The organism is Wolbachia endosymbiont of Cylisticus convexus, assembly GCF_003344345.1.
In genome coordinates, this window is sequence record NZ_QPIP01000011.1 from 1 (window position 1) to 22,656 (window position 22,656).

Consider the following 22,656-nt stretch of genomic DNA (forward strand, 5'->3'; position numbering starts at 1 on the left):
TGTTGAAAGTGTCATAAGAAGAAGATAAAAGAGCTATTATTAAAGAAAAATGGAGGCAATAATGGATCAAATAGAAAGAATACTAAACTTAACTAAAAGACGAGGATTTGGAAAGACTAGGAAAATCAACAGAGGTAGATAAATGTAATACTAAGTTAGTTGGTAAAATAATATTTAAAGGCTTAATGAAGCTAATATTAATGGGTCAGAAAACAAGCTTAAGAGCACTAGAAATGGTAATAAATAGGTGTGTGATAGATAAAAATGATGATAAAAGTACAGTTACATACAGTGGCTTATCGAAAAGGTTAAAAGTTCTGATTATTTTAAAGGTGTATATATCGATTTAATAAACAAAGTGGAAAAATTATTGCCCAGAAAAACGTCACATAACTTACATAGATTCGATTCAACAATTATAAATTTATCAGGGTACCTTATAAAAGATGGGTTAAAAATAGGTGGTAAAAGCAATGACAGTCAAGTCAAAGTAAGCGTTGGATTAAAAGGCCAATTACCGACGAGTATAAGATTTTGTCAAGGGCAAGAAGAAAGTAGCGAAGATATAGCGCTGGTTAGAGCAATTAATGAAGCTAAAGTTAAAAAAGAGGATATTTTATTGTTTGATAGAAGGATTGCAAAAGTTGCAACTTTCACTGAGTTTGACAAAAAGGAATACAAATTTATCACAAGAACATACTTAAAAAGAAGGTACTGCGTTATAAGAGAGAATGAAATTACGCAAAAACAACAACCAGATGGATCGGAAATTTTGGAAGATAATATAGTGAATCTTTACAGCGGAAGCAGAGCAATAGCAAGTACGACTAATAAAAATTAAAAATAGAACAGAAGATGAAATATGGTTTTTGACCAACTTATTTGAAATACCGGCTTATGAAGTAACACAAATATACAGACGCAGGTGGGATATAGAAGTATTTTTCAAATTTATCAAGCAAAACCTCGGATATAAGCATTTTTTAAGCCATGACATGAATGGAATGAAAGTGTATATTTATATGATTATTATTACAGCTTTATTATTTCTTGTTTATAAAATAAGAAATAACTTAGACGGATTTAAGATAGCACTATTACAGTTTACATTAGATCTTAATGACTCTTTTTTACGTTCAATTGTTTTACTATCAGGAGGTAACTTACATGCCGTTGATCACCTTATATCACGCCATTTTTGATACTTTCAACACTTATGGTCTTTGTTGCCAAAATACATTTTTCAATTGAATAAAAATACAAAATTATGAACAAGAGTTGTAATGAGACTAAATTCAAAAAATTTTAAAAAACATAGTTGATGGATGAGAATCTTTTTGTTTTTTTCTGTACCAAAGATTTTTTTGAATGTTAGGTCTAATTTTGGATCTAGAAATTTAGAAAAAGGCATAGGAAACCCACTTAAAAAGTGTTAATAGTATACACTATTCTCTACGATTTTTCAACGTTATAGTAAAAAACAACTCTATAAACATATTATATACATTATACAGCCCTCCTTCCTCTTCACCTTAGGTGGCTTCGCTCAGCTCAAAAATAACTCATTTTTTTGGCTCTTTCTAATAACCTCAACATCACTAAATTCAAAAGTTTGGCTTCCTAAAATTTGAAATTTCTCATGTCCTTTTCCTGCAACCAGCAGAATCATACCCTCGTTATAGGCAATATCTACTCCTTTCTCTATAGCTTCTCTCCTACCTCCTATCTCCAGTGCATCAGGGCAATGTAGTAAAATATCATGGCGAATTTTTGCCGGATCTTCATCACGCGGATTGTCATCTGTGATTATTACTTTGTCCGCACACATTTGTGCTATTTTACCCATTTCTGCACGTTTTGTTTGATCACGATTTCCACCACAACCGAACACTAGAACTATTTTTTTGTTAAAGTGCCATTTTAAAGACAACAGAGCCTGTTTAAGTGCACTTGGAGTGTGCGCATAATCCACAAATGCAAAAGGTTTCACTTTTTCCATTCTCCCTGGTGGAGAAGCGAGTTTGTCTATACATATCCTTTGATATTCCACTCCAGATGAGATAACTATGCCAATTGCACACAGCAAATTATACGCCTGAAATTGCCCTAGAACTGGAAAAAACGTATCATAAATTTCACCACCGATTTTAATTGTCAGATGTTGGCCACTTTGAGTTGGTATTTGCTTTATTAAAGCAATGTCAGAAGCTGCTTTTCCATAGGTTATAATTTTGTTTCCACGCTTTTCAGCTATGTTGAACAACTCTCCGTATTCGCCTATATCTGCATTTAAAATCGCTGTTTTTTCTTTTGGCAATACCTCATAAAACAACCTTTTCTTAGCCTCAAAATACTCATCGATACTTTTGTGATAGTCCAAATGATCTTGAGAGAAATTAGTAAAAGCTGCAGCAGTGAGCCTAAGTCCGTGGATTCTGTATTGATCAATTCCATGACTTGATGATTCCAACACTAAGTGTTCTACATTTATACCACACAATGTTGCGTAAAGGTCATCTGCACCTGGAGTGGTAAGACTGTTGCTATTACCTTTTCTGCCATTATTGATACATGTTCCAAGTGTTCCTATAGATACTGCATTATCTTGCCAAATCTGGCGGCAAAATTCTACTACTGAAGTCTTGCCATTTGTGCCTGTTACAGCAGCAACATATTTTGGCTGTTTGAATTGATAAAACCGGCTGACTATTTCGCTGTATATTTCTTGAGGGTTTGGGTGGTAAAGCACTGCAAAACTTGGAGTACCTGTCATTTGAGTAGCAGACACTGGAATCCAGTTTTCATTATACAATTGCCTAATATGCTCATTTGCAACTAAATTTTCTGGATCCCAGTGTCTGGGCACTGGGATGACATCTTTCTTGGCCCCTTGTATCGCAACACCTACACAGTTGTGTACATATCCAGTAGGAAGACATGTTGCGTGTTCTTTACTCCCTTCTGACACACAAACAAAAAGGTAACCCTGTCTAACTCTCTTAGGATTACACGTGACGCCTTTGATTTCAATATCAAAATCAACATTTATAATATTATGCAGTAGCTCTTTCAGTCTCACATTCCACTTCATCATTTTTAATGCTTGAACATGGCAATCTTACTAATGCAGCATCCAAGTCAAAAATCAAATCTTCAGGATCTTCTAATCCGCAAAATATTCGCACAAAACTTCCATCATAATCTGAATTCATTACAGATCTTGACATAGATCTATGATCTATTGGTAATATCAAACTGTCACATCCTCCCCAAGAAGCACCGATGCCAAAAACTTTCATATGATCAACCATGTAGCTTAGTTCTTCACATGAATATTCTCTATCCAGTACTATACTAAATACGCTACTTGCTCCTTTGAAATAACTTTTCCATAAATCATGCTGAGGATAGGAAAAAAGTGCCGGGTATAAGACTTTTTTGACTTTTGGATGTTTTTCCAGCCACTTTGCCACTTCCATTGCTGTATTTTTGTGCCTTTTCATACGTGTGTGCAGTGTTCTTAGCCCCCGATGTGCAAGGTAGCAGTCGTGCGATTGAATGGTTACTCCATAATTTTTATAGCTCTCATAAAGCAATTTAAAAATTTCACCTTCAGCAATAATAGCTCCCATCACTAAATCTGAGTGACCAGCTAGATACTTTGTCACCGCATATAGTGTAACATCAACTCCATAATCAAGCGGCTTAAATAATAAAGGAGTGGCCCATGAATTGTCGCAAACAGTTACGATTCCACGCTCTTTAGCAACTTTTACTATATGCTCTATATTCGAAATCTCAAACGTTACAGAACCAGGAGTCTCGATCATTATCAATGAAGTATTACTCTGAATTAAATCAGTTATATCCTGTGTTGGATCATAAAAAGTTACTTCTATTCCTCTTTTTGGTAGCTCATTTTCGGCAAATCTCTTAAGTCGGTAATAACTATTATCTTGTATCAAGACATGCGAACCCGCTTTAGTGAAAGTCAAAATAGCAAAAGTAAGTGCAAATAGTCCGGAAGGATAAATAAGCGCTTGTCCACTCCCTTCAATTTCAGCAAGTGCATTTGAAAGATAATGAACAGTAGGAGTACCAACATTACTGTAGCTATAATCCCTTGCAACACCATCGTTGATTACATCGTATATACTCTCACCATTTGCTGCACTTAAGTAGTCCTTGTAAGTAGGAAATAATATGGTAGAAGAATGATAAACCGGTGGGTTCATCGACCCTTTATAATCATTAAATTTCCTTCCTGCTTTAACTAATAAAGACTCTTCTCTCACGTTTCTACTATTTATTTTTTAAATTATATTCGCTTTGCGTATACAAGTGAAGAGAAATCGCATGTACTCGTTCTATTTCACTCTTTAATAATTCATAGATCAATTTATGCCTCTTTAAAGAGCTCATTCCAGAAAAGTCGTTAGATATTAATATTAATTTGATATGTGAAGGTAGTGTTGAAGACGAAGCAAAATAATGATCTGCATGCTTCGCTGATTCATCGATAATATTAATATCAATTACACTTATTGGACCGCGTAGCTTTTCTTCTATCGTTTTAATAATATCCATAATGGTTCCTTTAACCAACAATATGCTCCTCTTGTCATTCGAATAGCTGACACTGGGATCCATTTTGCATGTATAGTGTTATATTTTAATGTAAAGTTTGCACTAGGTTCGGTTGCGAACAAAGTTCGCTAGATCCCAGTGTCTGAGCACTGGGATGACAGCCTTCCTAGAGGCCCCAAATTACAGCGTCCATGCAATTATGTATAACATGTTGGCATAACTCAAATACACCCTACTTATTCTCTTCTTTACTATCTATGTCTTGATAATCAGAATCTACTACTTTTTCTTCTTTATCATTTGGATTTCCTTCTGATGAAAAGCCATTTTCAGCACTGTTTTGCTGAGATGCTTGATACATAGCTTCTCCAAGTTTCATAGATAATTGAGAAAGATTAGTAACCTTCTGTTGTATTGAATCAGTGTCATCAATGTTATCAGATTTACTAACTTCTTTTAATTCGTTAACTGCATTTTCAATAGCAGATTTATCTTCTGGAGAAATTTTATCACCATACTCTGTTAGAGATTTTTCTGTAGAATGAACCAAGCTATCTGCCTGATTCTTCACTTCAATAAATTTCTTACGTTTTTCATCTTCTTGTGCTTTTTCTTCAGCTTCTTTTACCATGCGATTTATTTCATCATCAGATAGACCACCTGAAGACTGAATACGTATTTTCTGCTCTTTTCCAGTAGCTTTATCTTTTGCAGAAACGTGCGCTATTCCATTTGCATCTATGTCAAATGTTACCTCAATTTGAGGAACTCCGCGAGGAGCAGGAGGTATTCCTTCTAAACTAAATTGACCAAGCAGTTTATTATCAATCGCCAATTTTCTTTCACCTTGATGCACCTTAATTGTAACAGCTGTTTGGTTATCTTCTGCAGTTGAAAACACTTGAGATTTTTTAGTGGGAATAGTAGTATTACGTTCAATAAGTGGAGTGAATACTCCTCCTAGAGTTTCAATACCAAGAGAAAGTGGAGTCACATCAAGTAGCAACACATCTCTTACATCACCTTGAATGATCCCCGCCTGTATTGCAGCTCCAATTGCTACAACTTCATCAGGGTTAACTCCTCTATGTGGATCTTTGCCAAAGAATTCTTTAACTTTCTCTATGACTTTTGGCATACGAGTCATGCCACCAACGAGAACCACTTCGCCAATTTGACTAGCAGACAAATCAGCATCCTTAAGAGCTTTTTTACAAGGAGCCATAGTTCTTTCGATTAAATCATTCACTAAACTTTCAAGCTTAGCTCTTGTTAACTTCATACTTAAGTGTTTTGGACCACTTGCATCAATTGCAATATACGGTAGATTTATTTCTGTTTCCATTGTGCTTGACAATTCTACCTTTGCCTTTTCAGCAGCTTCTTTAATTCTTTGCATAGCCATTGGATCATTTTTCAAATCAATCCCATTGCTTTTCTTAAATTCATCAAGCAAATGATTTACTACTGCGTTGTCAAAATCTTCACCACCTAGGTGAGTGTCACCGTTTGTAGCCTTTACTTCAAAAACCCCTTCACCTATTTCAAGTATTGAAACATCAAATGTACCACCACCAAGATCATACACCACTATTGTGTGTCCATGTTTTTTATCAAGACCATAAGCAAGTGCTGCGGCAGTCGGTTCATTAATTATTCTGAGCACATTTAATCCGGCGATTTTTCCTGCATCTTTTGTTGCTTGACGTTGAGAGTCGTTGAAGTATGCTGGTACTGTTATCACAGCATCTTTTACTTCCTCTCCAAGATAAGCTTCTGCTGCTTCTTTCATGTTTTGTAGTATAAATGCACCAATTTGACTAGGAGAGTATTCTTTATTATCAGTGGTTTTAACCCATGCGTCACCATTTTTTGCTGCAAACACTTTATACGGCACGTTTAGATTTTTCATTTCAGAATCACCGTATTGACGGCCTATTAATCTCTTAGTCGCAAAAAAAGTATTACTTGCGTTAGTGGTTGCTTGCCTTTTTGCTGGGGCACCAATCAACCTTTCCCCAGAAGAAGTAAATGCAACTATAGATGGAGTAGTTCTTGCTCCTTCTTTATTCTCGATTACTTTTGTATCCTTACCTTGCATTATTGCAACGCAAGAATTTGTCGTTCCAAGATCTATACCTATTGCTCTTCCCATAGTGAATACTCCCTTGTAAATATTATCTGATGTAAGATATATAAGTATAAGACTCGTTAATTACAAGTCCCGTTTAGTTATTAGAACTCAAAAGACGCGAAAGCCATTTAGTCAACCAAAAATTACCTGGTAGTTTATTTGAGCTATCGGCTTCTTTATTGCTGCTATTCACAATTTGATATCCAGAATTCTGTAATGGCTTATAATCATTTAAATTAACACCATCTCCTTGCTTTAAAATAAATGTATTCACATCTAAACTGTCATCGATACTAACATCCAATGTAATATTGAACTCTTTTTCGATTGTAGAAACTACATCGCGTTTATTATTAAAAATGTGCGCTATAACTGCATTGCGAGCTACTAAATCAAAGGACTTATTTTGATTCTTATTAGCAATATGTTGCAAATTCCTTAGTATCGATGCAACAACCACTTCGTTTGATTTCACTCTTCCAATACCTTTACAGTGTAAGCACTCTGTAGTATTAATTTCTTGTATATTTGGTTTAATTCTTTGTCTTGAAAAGACCATTAAACCAAAGTCATTTATAAAGCTAAATTGAACTTTAGCTTTATCATCTTTAAACGCCTGCTTGATAGCAGACTCAACAGCTCTACAATACTGATATTTCGACATATCAATAAAATCAACGACTATTATCCCTGATAGTCCCCTGAGATTCGCTTGCCTTGATATTTCAGATACTGCCTCCATATTAGTTCTATAAGCCGTTTCTTCTATGCTATCTTCTCCTGTCATCTTTCCTGAGTTTACGTCTATTGAAACAAATGCCTCAGTTAAGGTTATTACCAAAGACCCACCAGATGGCAATTCTACTCTATTGCCATATAACTCAGAAATTTGATCTTCGACTCTATAGTAAGTAAAGATTGGAACATAACCTCTATATAATCTGTAACGCAACTTACTACCCTTTAATGCATTTTTAGCATATTGCCTTACTGCTTCAAAAGCTTCCTTTCCAGACACTATAATCTCTATATCATTACTACAAAAATCACGAACAGATCTTATAATCACATCTACTTCATTGTAAATTAATGACGGAACATTTACAGAAGAGGCATTTTTTTGGATGTCTTGCCACAATAAAGATAAGTAATCGTAATCTTGCTCAATTTCTTTCTTACTTTTTCCTGCACCAACAGTTCTTACTATCAAACCTGATCTTTTTGGTAAATTTATTGAATTTAATATATCCTTTAACTGTTTTCTAACATTGGTATCTTCAATTCTGCGAGATACTCCACCCTTACTCATGGAATTAGGCATGAAAACACAGTATCTACCGACTAAAGTTATGTATGTTGTAAATGAAGCTCCTTTGTTTCCTCGTTCTTCTTTTGTGAGTTGAACCAATATCTTTTGATTTACTGAAATCACATCTTGTAACTTGTACTTTTTGTATAAAGGTATCTCCCTCACAAAATTACTGCCAGACTCACCAATACTCTTGCTCACTGTAGAATCAGAAGAAACATTTGCTAACGTTTCCTCTGTGTAATTATCATTGGAACAGCCCTCAAAGATAGTTTCCTTTTCTTTTTCTGGAATATTAAAGTAATTTAGAGATATCTCAGAAAAAGACAAAAAACCTTGCTTATTTTTTCCATATTCAATGAACACGGCCTGCAAAGCAGGTTCTATACGCTTTATATAAGCAACGTATATATTACCTCTTAATTGCCTTTTTTCCTTGAATTCTTGTTCAAACTCTACAACCTTATCATTAACTAGTAAGGCAACCCTTACCTCGTTAGAACAGTTAGCACTTTCTATCAACAATAACCTTTTGCCATCATTTGCCACTTATTTACCGTCTGCTTTTCATTCCGAAATTGGCTCTATACTACTTAATATATTATTGATTGTCAAGAATTTTACGATCTGCATTATTCGGTTGACTTTCAGTGTTTTGTGTAATAAACTTGCATAGAATTTATTATATTACTATAATCATGGCGAAAAAAAATGCTTCTTTGCTTGTTAAGTTAGTTAGTACTGCAAACAAGATAACAAAAACTGGAGAGGAGAAACTAACAGGCTATTTTTATGTAAAAAAACGTAATCCTAAGAAGCTTCCCAAGAAGCTCGAATTTAGGAAGTATGACCCAGTGGTCAGAAGACACGTATTGTTTAAAGAAGAAAAATTAAAGTAAGTCTATTATTATGTAAAATCTACAGCCAAGTCATACTATAATGATAGAGCTAAGTAATATAAGGCAAGAGAGACTGAAATTAATAAGGATTATTGAATAATTAATAAACATAAAAGTACAAAACAAAGAAAACGCTCTGAAACCTAAAGTATCACACAGTAGGTCAAAAATCTAAGGGTTTTCCTTGAGATACTTATTTGACTTACTTATTGGGCTGGGTCGGATCAATATATAAACGTAAAAATAACCTGAGCTTGTCTAATGTGAATGTAGTTTGAGTACAGAACAAACAGCAGAGTGGCAAAATAAGATAGAGAAGAAAAATAGAAAGAAATGTAGACTTGGTATTCACTAAGCAAATATTGTACCCTTAACGGCATCATTCCAGTGGCCTTGTTGTCAAGTAATGATTTTTTTTCAAAAAGTAATAACACTTATATTAATATAATATTAGTATTAGCATGTTAATATTATATTAATTTTTAAATCAAGGGGGTATATTATGACAAAATATAGTTATAAAAGTCGGGATGATCAATTAAGTTACGGTCCTGAATTTCAGAACATGTTGTCACAAAAAGTAAACAACTGCGTGGGCCTCTGTAAACCATAGGCGTCAAGTTAAGGAAATAAAGGTATGAAAGAGATAGAATAATAAGTTCTCCCAGATATACTTTTAGTGAGAGAACCAATGAATAAAATAACTTGCTTATCAAAAAAGCTCAAAGAATTTTTTAATGAAAAAGCAGACAAAATCTCAATTACAACAAGGTTTATAATTGGATTTCAGATTTACTGAAGAAGCAGTGGAATTTATGAAAAGAATGAATCTGTGGTTCTCTTTAAAAATATCTTGCAAAGAGATTTTTAGAAAACGAGGTATTGTTAGGAAAAGAAGCAAAAATTAGAGTAAGAATTATATGTCAGAAACTAACTGAATATGGCCAGAAGAAGGAAAGCTAATGGATTAGCGAGATCGCAAGGATATACATCCTCTACAAAAATTGTTAAACTGGTCAATACTAATGTTCCAGAAAATAAAATTAGTGCTGAGCAATAGAGTAAGGTGGCAAATTATTTAAATTGTATAAAAGCCATATCAGACTTGATAAGCTACCGTGCAGAGTATTATGTGAACTATATGCTAAGTTGTGCGCAATTCTTATATTTCACGGCATAGTTGGTTGCACAGAAGTGAAAAAGAATACAGTTTAACAAAGGCATTCATTGAGCTAAAAAGGCGGGTTAGAGAGTTATTTTTAGCACTAAAGAATAAACTTAATAGTTTGAAAACTTTTCTTAAACATAACTTGGTCACGATTTTCATTAAAAGATAAGTACAGAAAAACTAGAGTATCTACCTTAACTTCCCCGAATTCGCTCACAATCTCTTAACTTGACGCCTATGGTTTATTTTACACTCCCATTTAAGGAGCCTATTTGTACACAGTATCCTTTAATGTAAATGTTCATGTGATTCCATAGATAATCTTTGTTTTTTTATTTTATCTGTCCATTTATCATTTCCTATATCTTGTTCAACAATTGCCTTATCTACCTTCTGATGAATTGCATGAATTGCATTAACCGCACCTTTTTTTTTCGTATATTTCGCTTTTCCCTTCAATAATTAAATTGGTAAAAATATTTACAACAGGCTGCACTTGATTATGATTAACCTGACCTTTTATCAAAGAAGGTAAAGATCCTATTGCTCCTGATGCTCTTTTATCTTGAAATGAAATACCTAAATTGTCTGCTACTTCATTTATTAATAATTCTCTGTTTTCTTTATTATCTTCCAATTTAGCATAATTACTCAATAGATCCATAACTGCAGATACTCTGACTTTAATAATCTCATCAACATCTTCGCTTCCTAGAGCAACTCTTGATTCCAATAATCTCTCTCTGAGATTTTTCCTTAAAAGATTGATAAATTCTTCATTTGCATCTGATCCTGTGATTGATATCGTACCATCTAAATAGTTACTTACTTTGATTTGAGTACCTAAGTCATGCTCTATTTGTATTTTTGTCTCACGTTTAAATCCTAATTCTGCACATAATTTCTGAAAATATTCTTTAATAATGTCAAACAAGCTCTTGCCATTATCTTTATAGTTTTTCAATTCTTCAGGAATAGTAAGTGATAATTTACCTTCTCTATATGTTATACTATCTTTGCCATCTCGAGATTCAAGTGTGAATTCTAATGAGCTAGATAGGTCACATATTTTCTCTTCTGGATTATCAAACGTAGTTATAGGCATTGCCATATCAGACTTCACTTTTATGCAGTTGTGGTCAGTGCAGTAAATGTTTAGCGCTTTTTTAGGACTGTGTGGAGTTAAGTTACAACTACTGAGTGCGGCATGAGATTCATTAAATATACCAGCTCCATACCCTGCTTGATTACAATTGGTGACTAACTCTTCTAAAATAGCATCACTTGGAACTTCTGCCCCAGCGTATCTAAACATTTCCTTGAAAATTTCCTTTGCTAATGCACGGTAATCTTTTTTGGAGAATAGATGATAAGAGCTTCTCCCTGCGTTATAAAATCTCTCAAATTCCTTTCTATATTCATCAGTTTTTTTCTCATCAGCAACTGTAGGGCTATTACAATGATTTTCCCAAACTTCAGATAGTCTATCTTGATCAAGTTCCTTAAGTGCTGGTTCCATAAAAGCTTTACTTTCTTCAGAGAGATTATCAAAATTATCACGGTTAAAAATCTCATTTTTATAATCTTTAGCTCCTTCCTTAAATGCAATGATAAAATTTTTATCTATTTCTTTTCCGTTAATAATAAAATTCATCCTTTGAAAATCTAAGAACATTGTTTCACCGGAATTCGCTAATTTATTATCTTGATCTGCTCTTAATTTACTAAAATTGAACTCTTTAGCTGTGGTCTTTAATCTAACTACTGTACTCTCCTTTGCCTCTTTCATAATTAATACCTTACTATAAATATGCTGTAAATTGTATCATATAATGATGAATAATTTGATAATATATTAAGAAAATCGACAGTATATTTCTTTATTTAAGAAGTGTAGGAAAGGCGTAGATTTCTCTTTTCATTTGTAGCATGCTGCATTAATATTTACGTATTAATCTGGAAAATAGTGATGAATAATATTGTAATTGTTGGTCTGCAATGGGGTGACGAAGGCAAGGGTAAAATAGTAGATTATCTTTCTGAGAATGCAGATGTGGTTGTGAGATTTCAGGGAGGAAATAATGCAGGTCACACTATAGTAGTAGATGATGAGGTTTATAAATTAAATTTACTGCCCTCTGCTGTTCTGAGGTCAGGTAAAATATCTATCATAGGAAATGGCGTTGCTCTCGATTCACAAGCTCTAATCTCAGAAATAGAATCATTGAAAGTTAAAGGGGTAGACATAAATCATAATAATTTGATGATATCTGAAAGCTGCCCATTAATACTCAGTGTACATAAAGATAAGGAAAAGCTGTTTGAAGATTTAAACGGAAATTGCAAAATTGGCACAACAAACAAAGGGATAGGGCCATGTTATGAAGATAAAGTTGGCAGGAGAGCTATACGCCTTTGTGACTTAGAAAACGCAGATGAGCTCAATAAAAGAGTGGATACTCTTTTGAATTACCACAATGCTATCAGAAAAGGCTTTGAATATCAGGTAGTTGAAAAAGAAGAAATATTAAAGGAAATTCGACAGATTTCAGAAAAAATTCTTTCATATAAAAAACCTGTGTGGAAGGTGCTAAATGATTTTATGAAAGAAGGCAAGAAAATAATATTTGAAGGTGCTCAAGGCACATTTTTAGATATTGACCACGGAACTTACCCTTTTGTTACTTCAAGTAATACTGTAGCATCGCAAGCGATAACAGGCTCAGGATTATCCTCCAATGCTCACATTATTGGTGTAGCAAAAGCGTATACAACAAGAGTGGGTAATGGTCCATTTCCTACTGAACAAAATAACGAAATTGGAGATAGCTTATTTTCTATAGGCAAGGAACTTGGAACAGTAAGCAATAGAAGAAGGCGCTGCGGATGGTTTGATGCAGTTTTAGTGTGCCAGGCTGTTCAACTCTCTGGAGTTTCAAGCATTGTATTAACCAAATTAGATGTTCTTGATTCTTTTGATACAATTAAAATATGCACTAGTTACAAGTATAGTGGAAAAATGTATGATTATTTACCCGCATCACATTCAATACAAGAGGAATTAGAGCCGATATATGAAGAGTTTCCTGGCTGGAAAGAAAACACTCAAGGTAAAAGGTCGATTGAAGCATTACCTATCAATTTAATAAAATATATAGACAGGTTAGAAAAATTAATAGGTGTACCAATTCATCTAATTTCAACTAGCCCAAAAAGAGAGGATGTTATTAAGCTTAAAAATCTATGAAGACGTCTTGTTAACTTTTATCTAATAAAAAACGATACTTGTGTGACTTCAAACAATCTATTATGCAAAGTAGCAGTGTAAAAATACAGTGAGCAGTGTGATTTTTCTTAAATATATGTTAATTATTATAATATAAATATAGTTGAAGGAGGTATATTATGATTGCAGGTTTGACTAAGGGAGATAAAGCAGTAGAGGCAGGAAAAATAGGCGATCAATTTGAAAAGCATTTTTGTATAGGACCAACTTCACTGAATAGGGAAGTTTATTACTCTACACTTATCTACCATACATTCAAAGAGTTATATTCACAATTAGATAATATCTCTCATGCTAATAAAACGAGATCAGAAAAAGAAATAATCAATTTTTATGTTCTACCTCAATTTGCACATTTTAAAGAAATTCTTGATGAAGGTATAAAAAAAGATCCTTTGTTTGCAAATTCTGCTATTGTGAAGCTTTGCTACTCAATTATAAAAGATAATAAATTGTTTAAAGAGTTAGAAGAAGCGAGTATTCCTGCAAAAAACTCTAGTGTAAAGGCAAGGATAAGCCTTCAACTGAAAAATCTTAAAGAAAAAGTGTGGTTCTTAAGAAAACTAAAGGAAAAAAAGAATTTCACTTACGTGCAGAGGGCTTTTGGGGATGAGTGGAGTTTTTATGACCTAATAAACGATAGAGATTTCAAACAAACGTACATAGATAAAGCAGTAACAGAGTCTGCTAATAAGAGCTTTGAGGAAGATATAAATAAATGCATAGAATTGGCAGAGCAGGGAAAAAAAGCTGCAAGTAAATATTTTGAGAGGAAAGACGTAGAGCTTCAAGCTTATTACACAGAAACTGGTAACGATCATAGAGTTTTGAATATTAACCTTATTAATTACGATAAGAGTGAGCCAACAAAGATTAGTGAAGTTTTACAGCAAGAGAAAAATATTAAAGAACTGAATATCTATTGCAATAAAAAACATGAAATACACGCTCATCAAAAAGATAAGAAAAGATATTATGAGTTTAAAGAAGGCGCATGTTATGAAATGACAAGCACTTGGCCTGTAAAGGATGGATTCGGAATGTGTACCATGATTATGAATGTGAGTAGTGATGGCATAACTGAAGTGCTAAAATTTAATGGTGAAGATTTTGTGTCATCAAAGGAGATCCTAGAATTAATAAAGCAAAACGATGAATTATATATTCAAGGTCTCTCCTTATATGATGCTGTAATGCAATCACTAGAAAAGGATAAGGATACTGATGTTGTACCTATTAATTTTCACAATGAATCTATAGTGGCCTATCAAGGTAAGGAACCAGAGGGGAAATTAGATCATAAAGTTGATGCTGATAATAGCCTTCCTTCTATTAATAGCAATGCATCAATTCAATCAGAAGTCAATTTACAGCACACTAAAACTCAACCAGAAATTGCTTCACAACAAATCGGAACTCAAGCAGAAACTAACTCACAACGAATGGATGAATTGATTCCAGATAATCAAATGCTATCTAAAGAAAATGTTGAATTAAAGCAAGAAATAGAAGCAGAAACTAATCAAACAATTGTAAGGTTAGAGAGGCAGGGTAGCAATTTGAAAGATGAACTTGAAGAAGAGAGACTAAAGTTCGACATTGAAGAGTCAGAAAACGAGTACGAGAAATTTCCAGAAGATATACTTGAACTCACTAAAGATGAAGATAATGAATGCAATGATGATCACATTATAGAAATGCTTGATAGACTAAAAGAAAAAATTCGTGCTGATGGACAAAGGAGCCTCAACGATCAATTTTATATTCTAAGAGGGGGCGTTTCTAGTGAGCCTGATAATGAGTCTTATGTTCCACTGAAAGAATTACGCAGATCTTTAAGCTTTGATGGCGGATATGGTAGCGATGAGGAAAATTGTGATAATGATTTATCTTCTAACATAAGTTCTATAAGTTCTATTGAGAAGGTGGCAGAGAGTAGAAACGTAGGTAGCTCGCTTTCCTCTTGCATTATGTGGAGATGATTGGGGTTAAGTTGCAAGAGCAATACTCAAGTAGAATATAAAAATCTCTTGTATTGATAATAGTTTGAAATCTATAGTAGACTGAAAAAGATTATTAAATTATAATACGACAATGATAAAAGACGATAAATCAAAAACAATTTTTGAAGTAGAAGGGGCAGTAACTGCTTTACTACCTGCAGCAGAATTTAGAGTGAAGCTGGACAATGAACGTGAGATTATCTGTCATGTATCAGGGAGAGTAAGAAGAAGTAAAATACGCATAATTATAGGCGATAGAGTATTAGTTGAGATGAGTGTTTATGATAGAAATGCGAGAAAGGGTAGGATAATTAGAAGGCTTAAAGGTACAAGTGACAGAACGATCTCTAAATAATCTTATTCTCGCTTCATCATCGGAAAGGCGTATAGCTTTACTAAAGCAAGTAAATATTAAACCTGGTTTAATTCTGCCAGCAAACATAGATGAAACTCCTTTGAAGAAGGAACTTCCAAAGGATTATTCAATCCGTATGGCAAAAAGTAAAGCTGAGGGAATACAAAGCTCAAATCCAAGTTATTTTGTGCTTGGTGTTGATACAGTTGTTGCTTGTGGTAGAAGGATATTGCTCAAAGCTGAAAACGTTGAGCAAGCAGAAAAATGCATCCGCTTGTTATCAGGAAGAAGGCATAGAGTATACACCAGCGTATGTCTATTAACTCCCGATCAATCCAAACAACATATTAGAACTGTGGTTACAATAGTGAAATTTAAACGTCTCAGTGAGCAAGAAATTAAGTACTATTTAGCATCAGAAGAGTGGAAAAATAGGGCAGGAGGATGCAATATACAAGGCCTAGCTGGGATGTTCGTATTGTTCTTACGCGGCTCCTATTCTTCCGTTATCGGATTGCCGTTACACGAAGCCTATTGTTTACTAAGTAATTATTTTAGTCTTAATAACAATTAGTTGGTTTCGTCCCTAATTAGCGGTGGTGCGAGTTTTTGTCAGCATTTTCTCGTTCTGCTAATGTTTTTTCTAACCATTGATGTATAGGTTTATCATGTTTTATTTGTCCCAGGAATGGATTTTTTGAATTTGTAACAAGAGTGCTTGCGATTTGTCGTGCTGGTCTTTTTAATCCTTTACCTGGCTTCCCTAATGCCTCTCTTAACTCGTTCATTACTTGACCAGCTGGATCAATAGGTTGACCAACTGGCTCATTACGAACCTTGTTAGAACTTACTTCAATTTTTTCCTCAGCTTCAAGCTCTCTATTTAACGTTTCCTTAAATTCATCGTTTCTACTTTTAAAAGCTGCCACTGTTTTTACATCTGCTAAATCGTCTTTTTGCAATTCAGACTGAATTTTCTCTGGTGTATTAAAACTAGTTTCTTTAACATCTTCGTTAATTCCTTCTTCAGACTCTTGTCCACTCCGGCGAGAGCTTTTCTGTGATCGAGTGTCACTACCTTGTTCAACATCTATCAAACTCTCCTTACTTCCATCAGTGTTCACCGAAGATAGAGGTTTGCCTCCATCGTTCTCTCTTTTTTCTACAATATTGCCTTGACCATATTTTTTGGATAGTTTTCCCTCTAGTGAATCCAGGTTTTGATTATCTTCTTTACCTTCAATTTTATCCTTTAGCCACTTACGTATAGTGTCATATTGTTTACCTTCTCCTATCTTTTCTAAAACGTTTTCTGAGAATGAATCTTTAGAAATATTTTCTTTAGTAACCTGTTGTTCTGGTTCTGTTAATCCTCTATTTGATTTTTCCAATACTTCTTTTAGCTCACCCATCACTTGATCAGCTGGGTTAGTAGGTTGAGCGCTTTTTAGCTTTTCATCGATTGACTCATTTGATGTTTTATGAGTTTCACTATCGTGATTCTCACTATTTTGTCCATGCTTTTGCGATGATTTGTCTTCCTTTTGGTGATTTAACTTCTCTTCCTCAAGCTTCTGGGTTAAATCTTCAGGATCCACTTTAGATTGTCCATGATTGGCATGAGTTGGAGATGAATAGCCCGAGTCACTTTTATTATTGAGCGCTGTAGTAGAAAGCAGCTGTCCATCTTCTTGTTGCGGAGTTTTAGGTTGTTGCTGATTATTAGGTGTTTGCTCACTTCTATCTGGTTTTCGGCTTCCAGGTACAGCATGCCCAAATGTAGCAAATGTAGGATTGTCATACCGTTCATCCTCTTGCCTATTATCTTGATTGTGGATCACAGACTTGGTGAAAATAGTACTTTTTGAAGGATCAGAAGATGGAAATCTGTAGCCGTTTCCACCTGATAAAATAGTTTGCTGATAATCACCTTTTTGCTGATCATTAGGTAGTGAACTAGTTCTGAGCGGTGGTGGAGTTCTTTTGTTCTGTGAATTCTTCTCTGCAAGAGGGGACTGAAAGTTTTCTAAACTTTCTTTTCCGTCTGGTTTTCGGCTTCCAGGCACAGCATGTCCAAATGTAGCAAATGTAGGATTGTCATACCGCTCATCCTCTTGCCTATTATCTTGATTGTGGCTTAGTGTACGATGTGTTTGAACACCAATATTTTTACTGTTACTTTCTATAAAAGTTTCTGATGATTGTTGATTCTCTTGTTCTCGTCCTTGCCCTTTCTCCCTGAATTGTATTTGATATAAGAATAACCCACCTATTTTTACGTCTTTGTTTGCTTTTAATTCCTCTGCAGTAATACCATTACGTTCAGTAAGATCTACACCATCTTTATCAATCTTGATTTTGATGGTACATTTCTTTCCATTTTTATCATGCCAATTCAAAGTCATTTCATATGAACCATCAGTTACAACATAATGCCTTATTTTTTTCCCTCCTTCCTCGGCAACAAAACCGTGCATTCCGCTCTTTCCATCGCTGTGCAACGTTGAAAATCCCGAAATTCCATTCTTCTGACAAAAATCACTATTTAAAAACTCGCTGATTTTAAACTCTTTTTTATTATCTTTCAATTCGATACTTGCGTGGTCACCGTATATTGAAATTTCTTTAACACCATCATTAACATCACCATAAATATACTCATTCAATATCTCTTTAGCTTTTCTTTGAAGCCCTTGTCTATCTTCTTTTATCTTGTTGTGTTCTTGAAGGATCACTTTACACGCTTCATTTTTGTCTTCATCTTCATCCAAATTCCAGGTGGAGTGCTTTATTAGAAACTTTACTGCGTTAAAACCAACCCTAGAATTATAAATTGGATTGTCTTCCTTTTTTATTTCATCAAATAAAGTAAAAAATCCTCGAATGAATTCGTGATACTGTTGTGTGTTTTGAGTATACATATTTTCCCTCCTAATAACCCTCTGCCTTTTAGCCTTAGCTAATATAATTATCAAGAGAATTGGTTGAGTTTTTATTAAAGGAGGTTGTATTGCTAACCATACGCGTCAAGTTAAGGAAAAGTGGTATAAGAAAGGAGAGAAGCGGTAAAAATTATTTTAGATATTAAACAATAAAATTAGTAATTTATAGACTCTTTAAAAAAAATTATCTTATTTTAGATCAAAACTTCTCAAAAAAATAAATATAACAAATAAGATACCTATCTTAAATGGTTGCTATATTGGGTGTATTCTCTTAACTTGACGCGTATGGTATTGCTAACGTGGTGACACTAGCTATAGCTCCATCCTATGGCTTGTAAAAAAATCTGGATCAATCCCGTGACGCTGGAATGATAACTTAAAATATCACTTATAATTAGCTATAAACATATTTTTCAGCCTAAATTGCTTTAGCTATAGCGCTTCTTTTGCAACTTCAAATATTTGTTACTCATAGTAAATACTTCTGGATCTTGAGAAGTGAGTTTGAGTATAGCAAATATGTTAATAAATAGCAAAGCAGCAATCGAGATATCAGCGATGTCCCAGAGTAACTTAACTCCACCGATTGCACCAAGTGGAATGATTAAGGTAAAAACTATAGTCCAGATTTTAGTGTATTTATTATGCATAGACACATAACGTATTGTTTGTTTTGAACAAAAAACCAAGTAAAAATAGTAGTAAAGGCAAAGCAAAACATTATGGCCATAATTAAACAGTCAATATAGGGCCAATTCATAGCTTTTCTAAAAGCAAATATGCACATGTTAGTGCTCTCTAAATCAGTAATCCAAGAATCTGTGACAAGTAGTACCATTGTCGTAATGAACACTATAAGTGCAACTATAAAAGGCGATATTATTGTGATTAGGCTCTGCTCAATGATAAATTTATTATTGTTTTTCTTAGGAACAATTGAAGAGTGAACGATACCTTCGAGGCCAAGCCCTATATCTGTTGCAAAAATACCTCGCAGAGTTCCTACTTGAATAATAGTCAACATTTCTAAAATCAAACCCAAAGATAAACCAGAGTTAAAGCTACTAGTTGTAAAAAAAGTGCTTGTTATTAGTTTTAGAGAAGGAAGAATATTTTCACTAAACTTAAATAATATGATACCGCAAAGTGTGAGGTAACTCACCGTCATTATCGGTATCATAGCCGATATAAAAATTTTAATTTTTTTTAAACTGAGAGCTGTAACAATAAAAAATATTATAGCCATTACAATGCCGCCAATGACTACAGGTACATCTACCATGCTGAGTGGTATTGATAGAGAATTTACTTGAACAAGGTTACCAACTGTTATTGAAGCTATTATCATAACAACTAGAAACACAATTGTAGCTTTGCTAGAGTTAAATGCATCAATTATGTAGGCTATAGGGCCACCTATAAACCGTCCATTTTTTTCCTTTCTGGTTTTTATACTTAGATAACAAGTAACATATTTTATCACAGAAGTGATAACAATAATTATTACCATCCATAAAATAGAGCCCGGTCCTCCGGTTTTTAGAGCAACAGCAGTTCCTGAAATATTTCCTACTCCTAAATTTCCTCCTAAGATTGTAAACAGGGCAGCTATAGAAGAAAATTTATTTCCTCCTTTTTTAGCTCCAAGGAGTGAAAGGGCGTATGGTAATCTAAATATCTGTAACCATTTTAATTTAACCGATAAGTAAACACCAGCGATTAGTATGAGTAATATTGTTGGCAGTAATAAAACAAACTTTACTGTATCCATCTGTAAAAGTCAGATTTTCACTTGAGTATACAACAAAAGTTGAAAATACCTAACCTATTTTTTGTTTCTGCATCCTAGCACTATTATCTTGCCATTCAAGTAGCTGATACTGGGACCAGTTTTCTATGTCAAAAATTTCCTTAAAAGACAAATACAGAAAAACAAGAATATCAACTTTGAGTGCACTAAATTTGCTCATTTTCTCTTAACTTGACGCATATGCTTTTTTGAACATTTTCAACATTCCCTCATTAATCTAACTCTATTCAGATTAACTTCATAATGTTTCACAGGGGGATCTTTAAGAATTTAACAATATACCGTGGTATCTAGACACCACGATATCACAAACACTCAAGCAAGAAAAAGGAGTTTTTGCTCTGGTACTTAGTTTACTATATACCCCATATTGCAATAGTTGTGGTCAAGGCACTGGAATCTGGTAGGCCTAAATGCAGTATTCATACAGTTATGCTATAGCTTATAAAGATGACAAAGCTTCAAAAAAAAGGCTAATATAGTGAAAAAGCTTTATGAAAATCAGAGTTGGAGTAATAGGCTGCTTAGGCAGAATGGGTAAGAAAATACTCAATGAATTAATTACGAATACCAAAGTGGAAATAGCAGGTGCTGTTGCCCGCTTGGGCAGTGAGTGTATAGGCTTAGATGTTGGGCCTATTGTAGGCCATAGCTCTGGTTTGGGAATCAAAGTTACAAGTTCTATTAATGTTGTATTTGAGTTATCCGATGTTGTGATAGATTTTACAACTAAAGAATGTATGCTAGACTGTCTTAGGGCGGCTGTGAAATTTAAAAAACCGCTAGTTAGTGGCACAACTGGAATAGGAGGTCTCAATTTAAAAGAATATGCTACTGAAGTTCCAATATTATGGTCAGCAAATATGAGTGTTGGAGTTAATGTGTTACTGAAATTGGTAAAAAAAGCCGCTAAGCTTTTAGGTAATGAATATGACGTTGAAATTTGGGAAATGCATCACAATTTAAAAAAGGATTCACCATCTGGAACAGCTATAGAGTTTGGTAAAGCAATTGCTAACGCTTCAAAAGTGGATTTTGAGCTCAATCAGTGTTCACATAATAATTCAAATATAAGAGGGAAGGGGGGAATAGGTTTTGCAGTATCTCGTGGAGGTGGAGTAATAGGAGATCATAGTGTCATGTTTGTCAATTCCGATGAACGAGTAGAATTAAATCACAAAGCAATTGATCGAACAACATTTGCTAGAGGGGCTATTCAAGCAGCAATATGGCTATACGAGAATAAAAAGGAAATTCCAGGGCTCTATTCAATGCAGGATGTGATATGAGCAATACATACGCTTTCGTTAAAAATTTAAATCTTTGGTATGGCTCTAAGCAAGTTTTATTCGATATAAATTTGAACATTTGCAAAAAGAAAGTCACAACTTTCATCGGACCTTCTGGGTGCGGTAAATCGACATTTTTGCGTTGTTTTAATCGTATGAATGATTACGTACCTGGATGTAAAGCGACTGGTGAGCTGGCAATCGATGGGTTGGGTAATATATATTCACGTGATATGGATGTTGTATTGCTCAGAGCAAAAGTTGGTATGGTATTTCAAAAGCCCAATCCTTTTCCAAAGTCAATATATGATAATGTTGCTTATGGGCCTAAATTGCACAGCATGGTGAAAAATAAGCAAAAATTAGATGAAATAGTGGAAGGTAGTTTAACTAAAGTTGGTTTATGGGAAGAGTTGAAAGATAGATTGCAAGATAGTGCACTCAATTTATCTGGTGGCCAGCAACAAAGATTATGCATTGCTCGTGCAATTTCAATAAAGCCAACTATTTTATTAATGGATGAACCATGTTCTGCTCTTGATCCAATGGCAACCAATGCAATCGAAAATCTTATACAAGAGTTGAAATTGAGGTTCACCATAATTATGGTAACTCATTCAATGAAGCAAGCTAAGAAATTATCTGATAGTATAATTTTTTTCTGCAACGGCAAGATTGTTGAATCCGGAAGTACTCAAGAAATATTTGAAAATGCTCAATCTCCCTTAACGAAGGAGTATATCCTAGATCATTAAAAGCCTATCATAAAAAAACGCTCTGGAATTATATAATTAAATCCATTCAGAAAAAAAAGTTGACTTTTCGTGGCAACATATTAGTAGTTAATTCAAGTTTTTATAGAGGTAACTGT

Annotated in this window: 17 protein-coding genes and 4 pseudogenes; 11 read left to right on the forward strand and 10 right to left on the reverse strand. The window is 34.1% G+C overall.

Annotated features, from left to right (window positions below; translation table 11 throughout):
* Positions 1-107 precede the first annotated feature (107 nt).
* From Wcon_RS02215 to Wcon_RS02225, 3 genes are read left to right on the forward strand one after another with little or no spacing between them, the layout of a single operon-like run.
* The gene (locus tag Wcon_RS02215; RefSeq protein WP_114516947.1) at positions 108-350 is read left to right on the forward strand and encodes a hypothetical protein; all 243 of its coding nucleotides are present in this window, start codon (positions 108-110) and stop codon (positions 348-350) included.
* An 8-nt stretch (positions 351-358) separates the two neighbouring features.
* Positions 359-841 carry a hypothetical protein gene (locus tag Wcon_RS02220; protein ID WP_114516948.1) on the forward strand — a complete coding sequence of 161 codons (483 nt, stop codon included), beginning with the start codon at positions 359-361 and terminating at the stop codon, positions 839-841.
* 28 nt (positions 842-869) lie between these two features.
* Positions 870-1,202 (forward strand): transposase, encoded by a 333-nt coding sequence (locus tag Wcon_RS02225; RefSeq protein ID WP_179947459.1) that lies wholly within the window; start codon positions 870-872, stop codon positions 1,200-1,202.
* Between the two features lie 113 nt (positions 1,203-1,315).
* Here the strand turns inward: Wcon_RS02225 and Wcon_RS13275 are convergent.
* The 6 genes and pseudogenes from Wcon_RS13275 to Wcon_RS02250 all read right to left on the reverse strand — a co-directional run.
* Positions 1,316-1,411: pseudogene (locus Wcon_RS13275) on the reverse strand (Rpn family recombination-promoting nuclease/putative transposase); the annotation flags it as partial.
* A gap of 135 nt (positions 1,412-1,546) precedes the next feature.
* Positions 1,547-3,094 carry a Mur ligase family protein gene (locus tag Wcon_RS02230; protein WP_237349985.1) on the reverse strand — a complete coding sequence of 516 codons (1,548 nt, stop codon included), beginning with the start codon at positions 3,092-3,094 and terminating at the stop codon, positions 1,547-1,549.
* Entirely contained in the window at positions 3,054-4,295 is a 1,242-nt protein-coding gene (gene metC / locus Wcon_RS02235) for a cystathionine beta-lyase (protein WP_114517065.1), read from the reverse strand. The genes Wcon_RS02230 and metC overlap by 41 nt, the downstream gene beginning before the upstream one ends.
* A 7-nt stretch (positions 4,296-4,302) precedes the next feature.
* Entirely contained in the window at positions 4,303-4,587 is a 285-nt protein-coding gene (locus Wcon_RS02240; RefSeq protein ID WP_114517066.1) for a BolA family protein, read from the reverse strand.
* 232 nt (positions 4,588-4,819) lie between these two features.
* Entirely contained in the window at positions 4,820-6,742 is a 1,923-nt protein-coding gene (gene dnaK / locus Wcon_RS02245; protein WP_114517067.1) for a molecular chaperone DnaK, read from the reverse strand.
* Positions 6,743-6,815: 73 nt separating this feature from the next.
* The gene (locus Wcon_RS02250) at positions 6,816-8,579 is read right to left on the reverse strand and encodes an Rne/Rng family ribonuclease (protein WP_114517068.1); all 1,764 of its coding nucleotides are present in this window, start codon (positions 8,577-8,579) and stop codon (positions 6,816-6,818) included.
* Positions 8,580-8,728: 149 nt separating this feature from the next.
* On the opposite strand from Wcon_RS02250, the gene rpmG reads away from it, so the two are divergent.
* Both rpmG and Wcon_RS02260 read left to right on the forward strand, forming a co-directional pair.
* Entirely contained in the window at positions 8,729-8,929 is a 201-nt protein-coding gene (gene rpmG / locus Wcon_RS02255) for a 50S ribosomal protein L33 (protein WP_114517069.1), read from the forward strand.
* Between the two features lie 858 nt (positions 8,930-9,787).
* Positions 9,788-10,324: pseudogene (locus Wcon_RS02260) on the forward strand (IS4 family transposase); the annotation flags it as partial.
* A 61-nt stretch (positions 10,325-10,385) separates the two neighbouring features.
* Here Wcon_RS02260 and Wcon_RS02265 read toward each other — a convergent pair.
* Positions 10,386-11,886: pseudogene (locus tag Wcon_RS02265) on the reverse strand (hypothetical protein).
* Positions 11,887-12,066: 180 nt separating this feature from the next.
* Here Wcon_RS02265 and Wcon_RS02270 point away from each other — a divergent pair.
* From Wcon_RS02270 to Wcon_RS02285, 4 genes are all read left to right on the forward strand, one after another.
* Entirely contained in the window at positions 12,067-13,344 is a 1,278-nt protein-coding gene (locus Wcon_RS02270) for an adenylosuccinate synthase (RefSeq protein WP_114517070.1), read from the forward strand.
* Positions 13,345-13,502: 158 nt separating this feature from the next.
* Positions 13,503-15,365: a hypothetical protein gene (locus Wcon_RS02275; protein WP_114517071.1), complete on the forward strand. Its 1,863-nt coding sequence runs from the start codon at positions 13,503-13,505 to the stop codon at positions 15,363-15,365.
* A gap of 112 nt (positions 15,366-15,477) precedes the next feature.
* On the forward strand, positions 15,478-15,741 hold the full coding sequence (gene infA, locus Wcon_RS02280; protein WP_114517072.1) for a translation initiation factor IF-1: 264 nt from the start codon (positions 15,478-15,480) through the stop codon (positions 15,739-15,741).
* Positions 15,719-16,315 carry a Maf family nucleotide pyrophosphatase gene (locus Wcon_RS02285; protein WP_114517073.1) on the forward strand — a complete coding sequence of 199 codons (597 nt, stop codon included), beginning with the start codon at positions 15,719-15,721 and terminating at the stop codon, positions 16,313-16,315. Before infA ends, Wcon_RS02285 begins: the two co-directional genes overlap by 23 nt.
* Positions 16,316-16,331: 16 nt before the next feature.
* Here the strand turns inward: Wcon_RS02285 and Wcon_RS02290 are convergent, their stop codons facing one another.
* The 3 genes and pseudogenes from Wcon_RS02290 to Wcon_RS11785 form a co-directional block, all read right to left on the reverse strand.
* Positions 16,332-18,662, reverse strand: a complete 2,331-nt coding sequence (locus tag Wcon_RS02290; protein ID WP_114517074.1) for a Rad2 family DNA repair protein — start codon at positions 18,660-18,662, stop codon at positions 16,332-16,334.
* 452 nt (positions 18,663-19,114) lie between these two features.
* Positions 19,115-20,457, reverse strand: a pseudogene (locus Wcon_RS02295) (alanine:cation symporter family protein).
* Between the two features lie 49 nt (positions 20,458-20,506).
* On the reverse strand, positions 20,507-20,656 hold the full coding sequence (locus Wcon_RS11785) for a hypothetical protein (RefSeq protein WP_237349988.1): 150 nt from the start codon (positions 20,654-20,656) through the stop codon (positions 20,507-20,509).
* Between the two features lie 334 nt (positions 20,657-20,990).
* On the opposite strand from Wcon_RS11785, the gene dapB reads away from it, so the two are divergent.
* Entirely contained in the window at positions 20,991-21,785 is a 795-nt protein-coding gene (gene dapB, locus Wcon_RS02300) for a 4-hydroxy-tetrahydrodipicolinate reductase (RefSeq protein ID WP_114517075.1), read from the forward strand.
* Positions 21,782-22,540, forward strand: a complete 759-nt coding sequence (pstB, locus tag Wcon_RS02305) for a phosphate ABC transporter ATP-binding protein PstB (protein ID WP_114517076.1) — start codon at positions 21,782-21,784, stop codon at positions 22,538-22,540. Before dapB ends, pstB begins: the two co-directional genes overlap by 4 nt.
* The last annotated feature ends 116 nt before the right edge of the window (positions 22,541-22,656 follow it).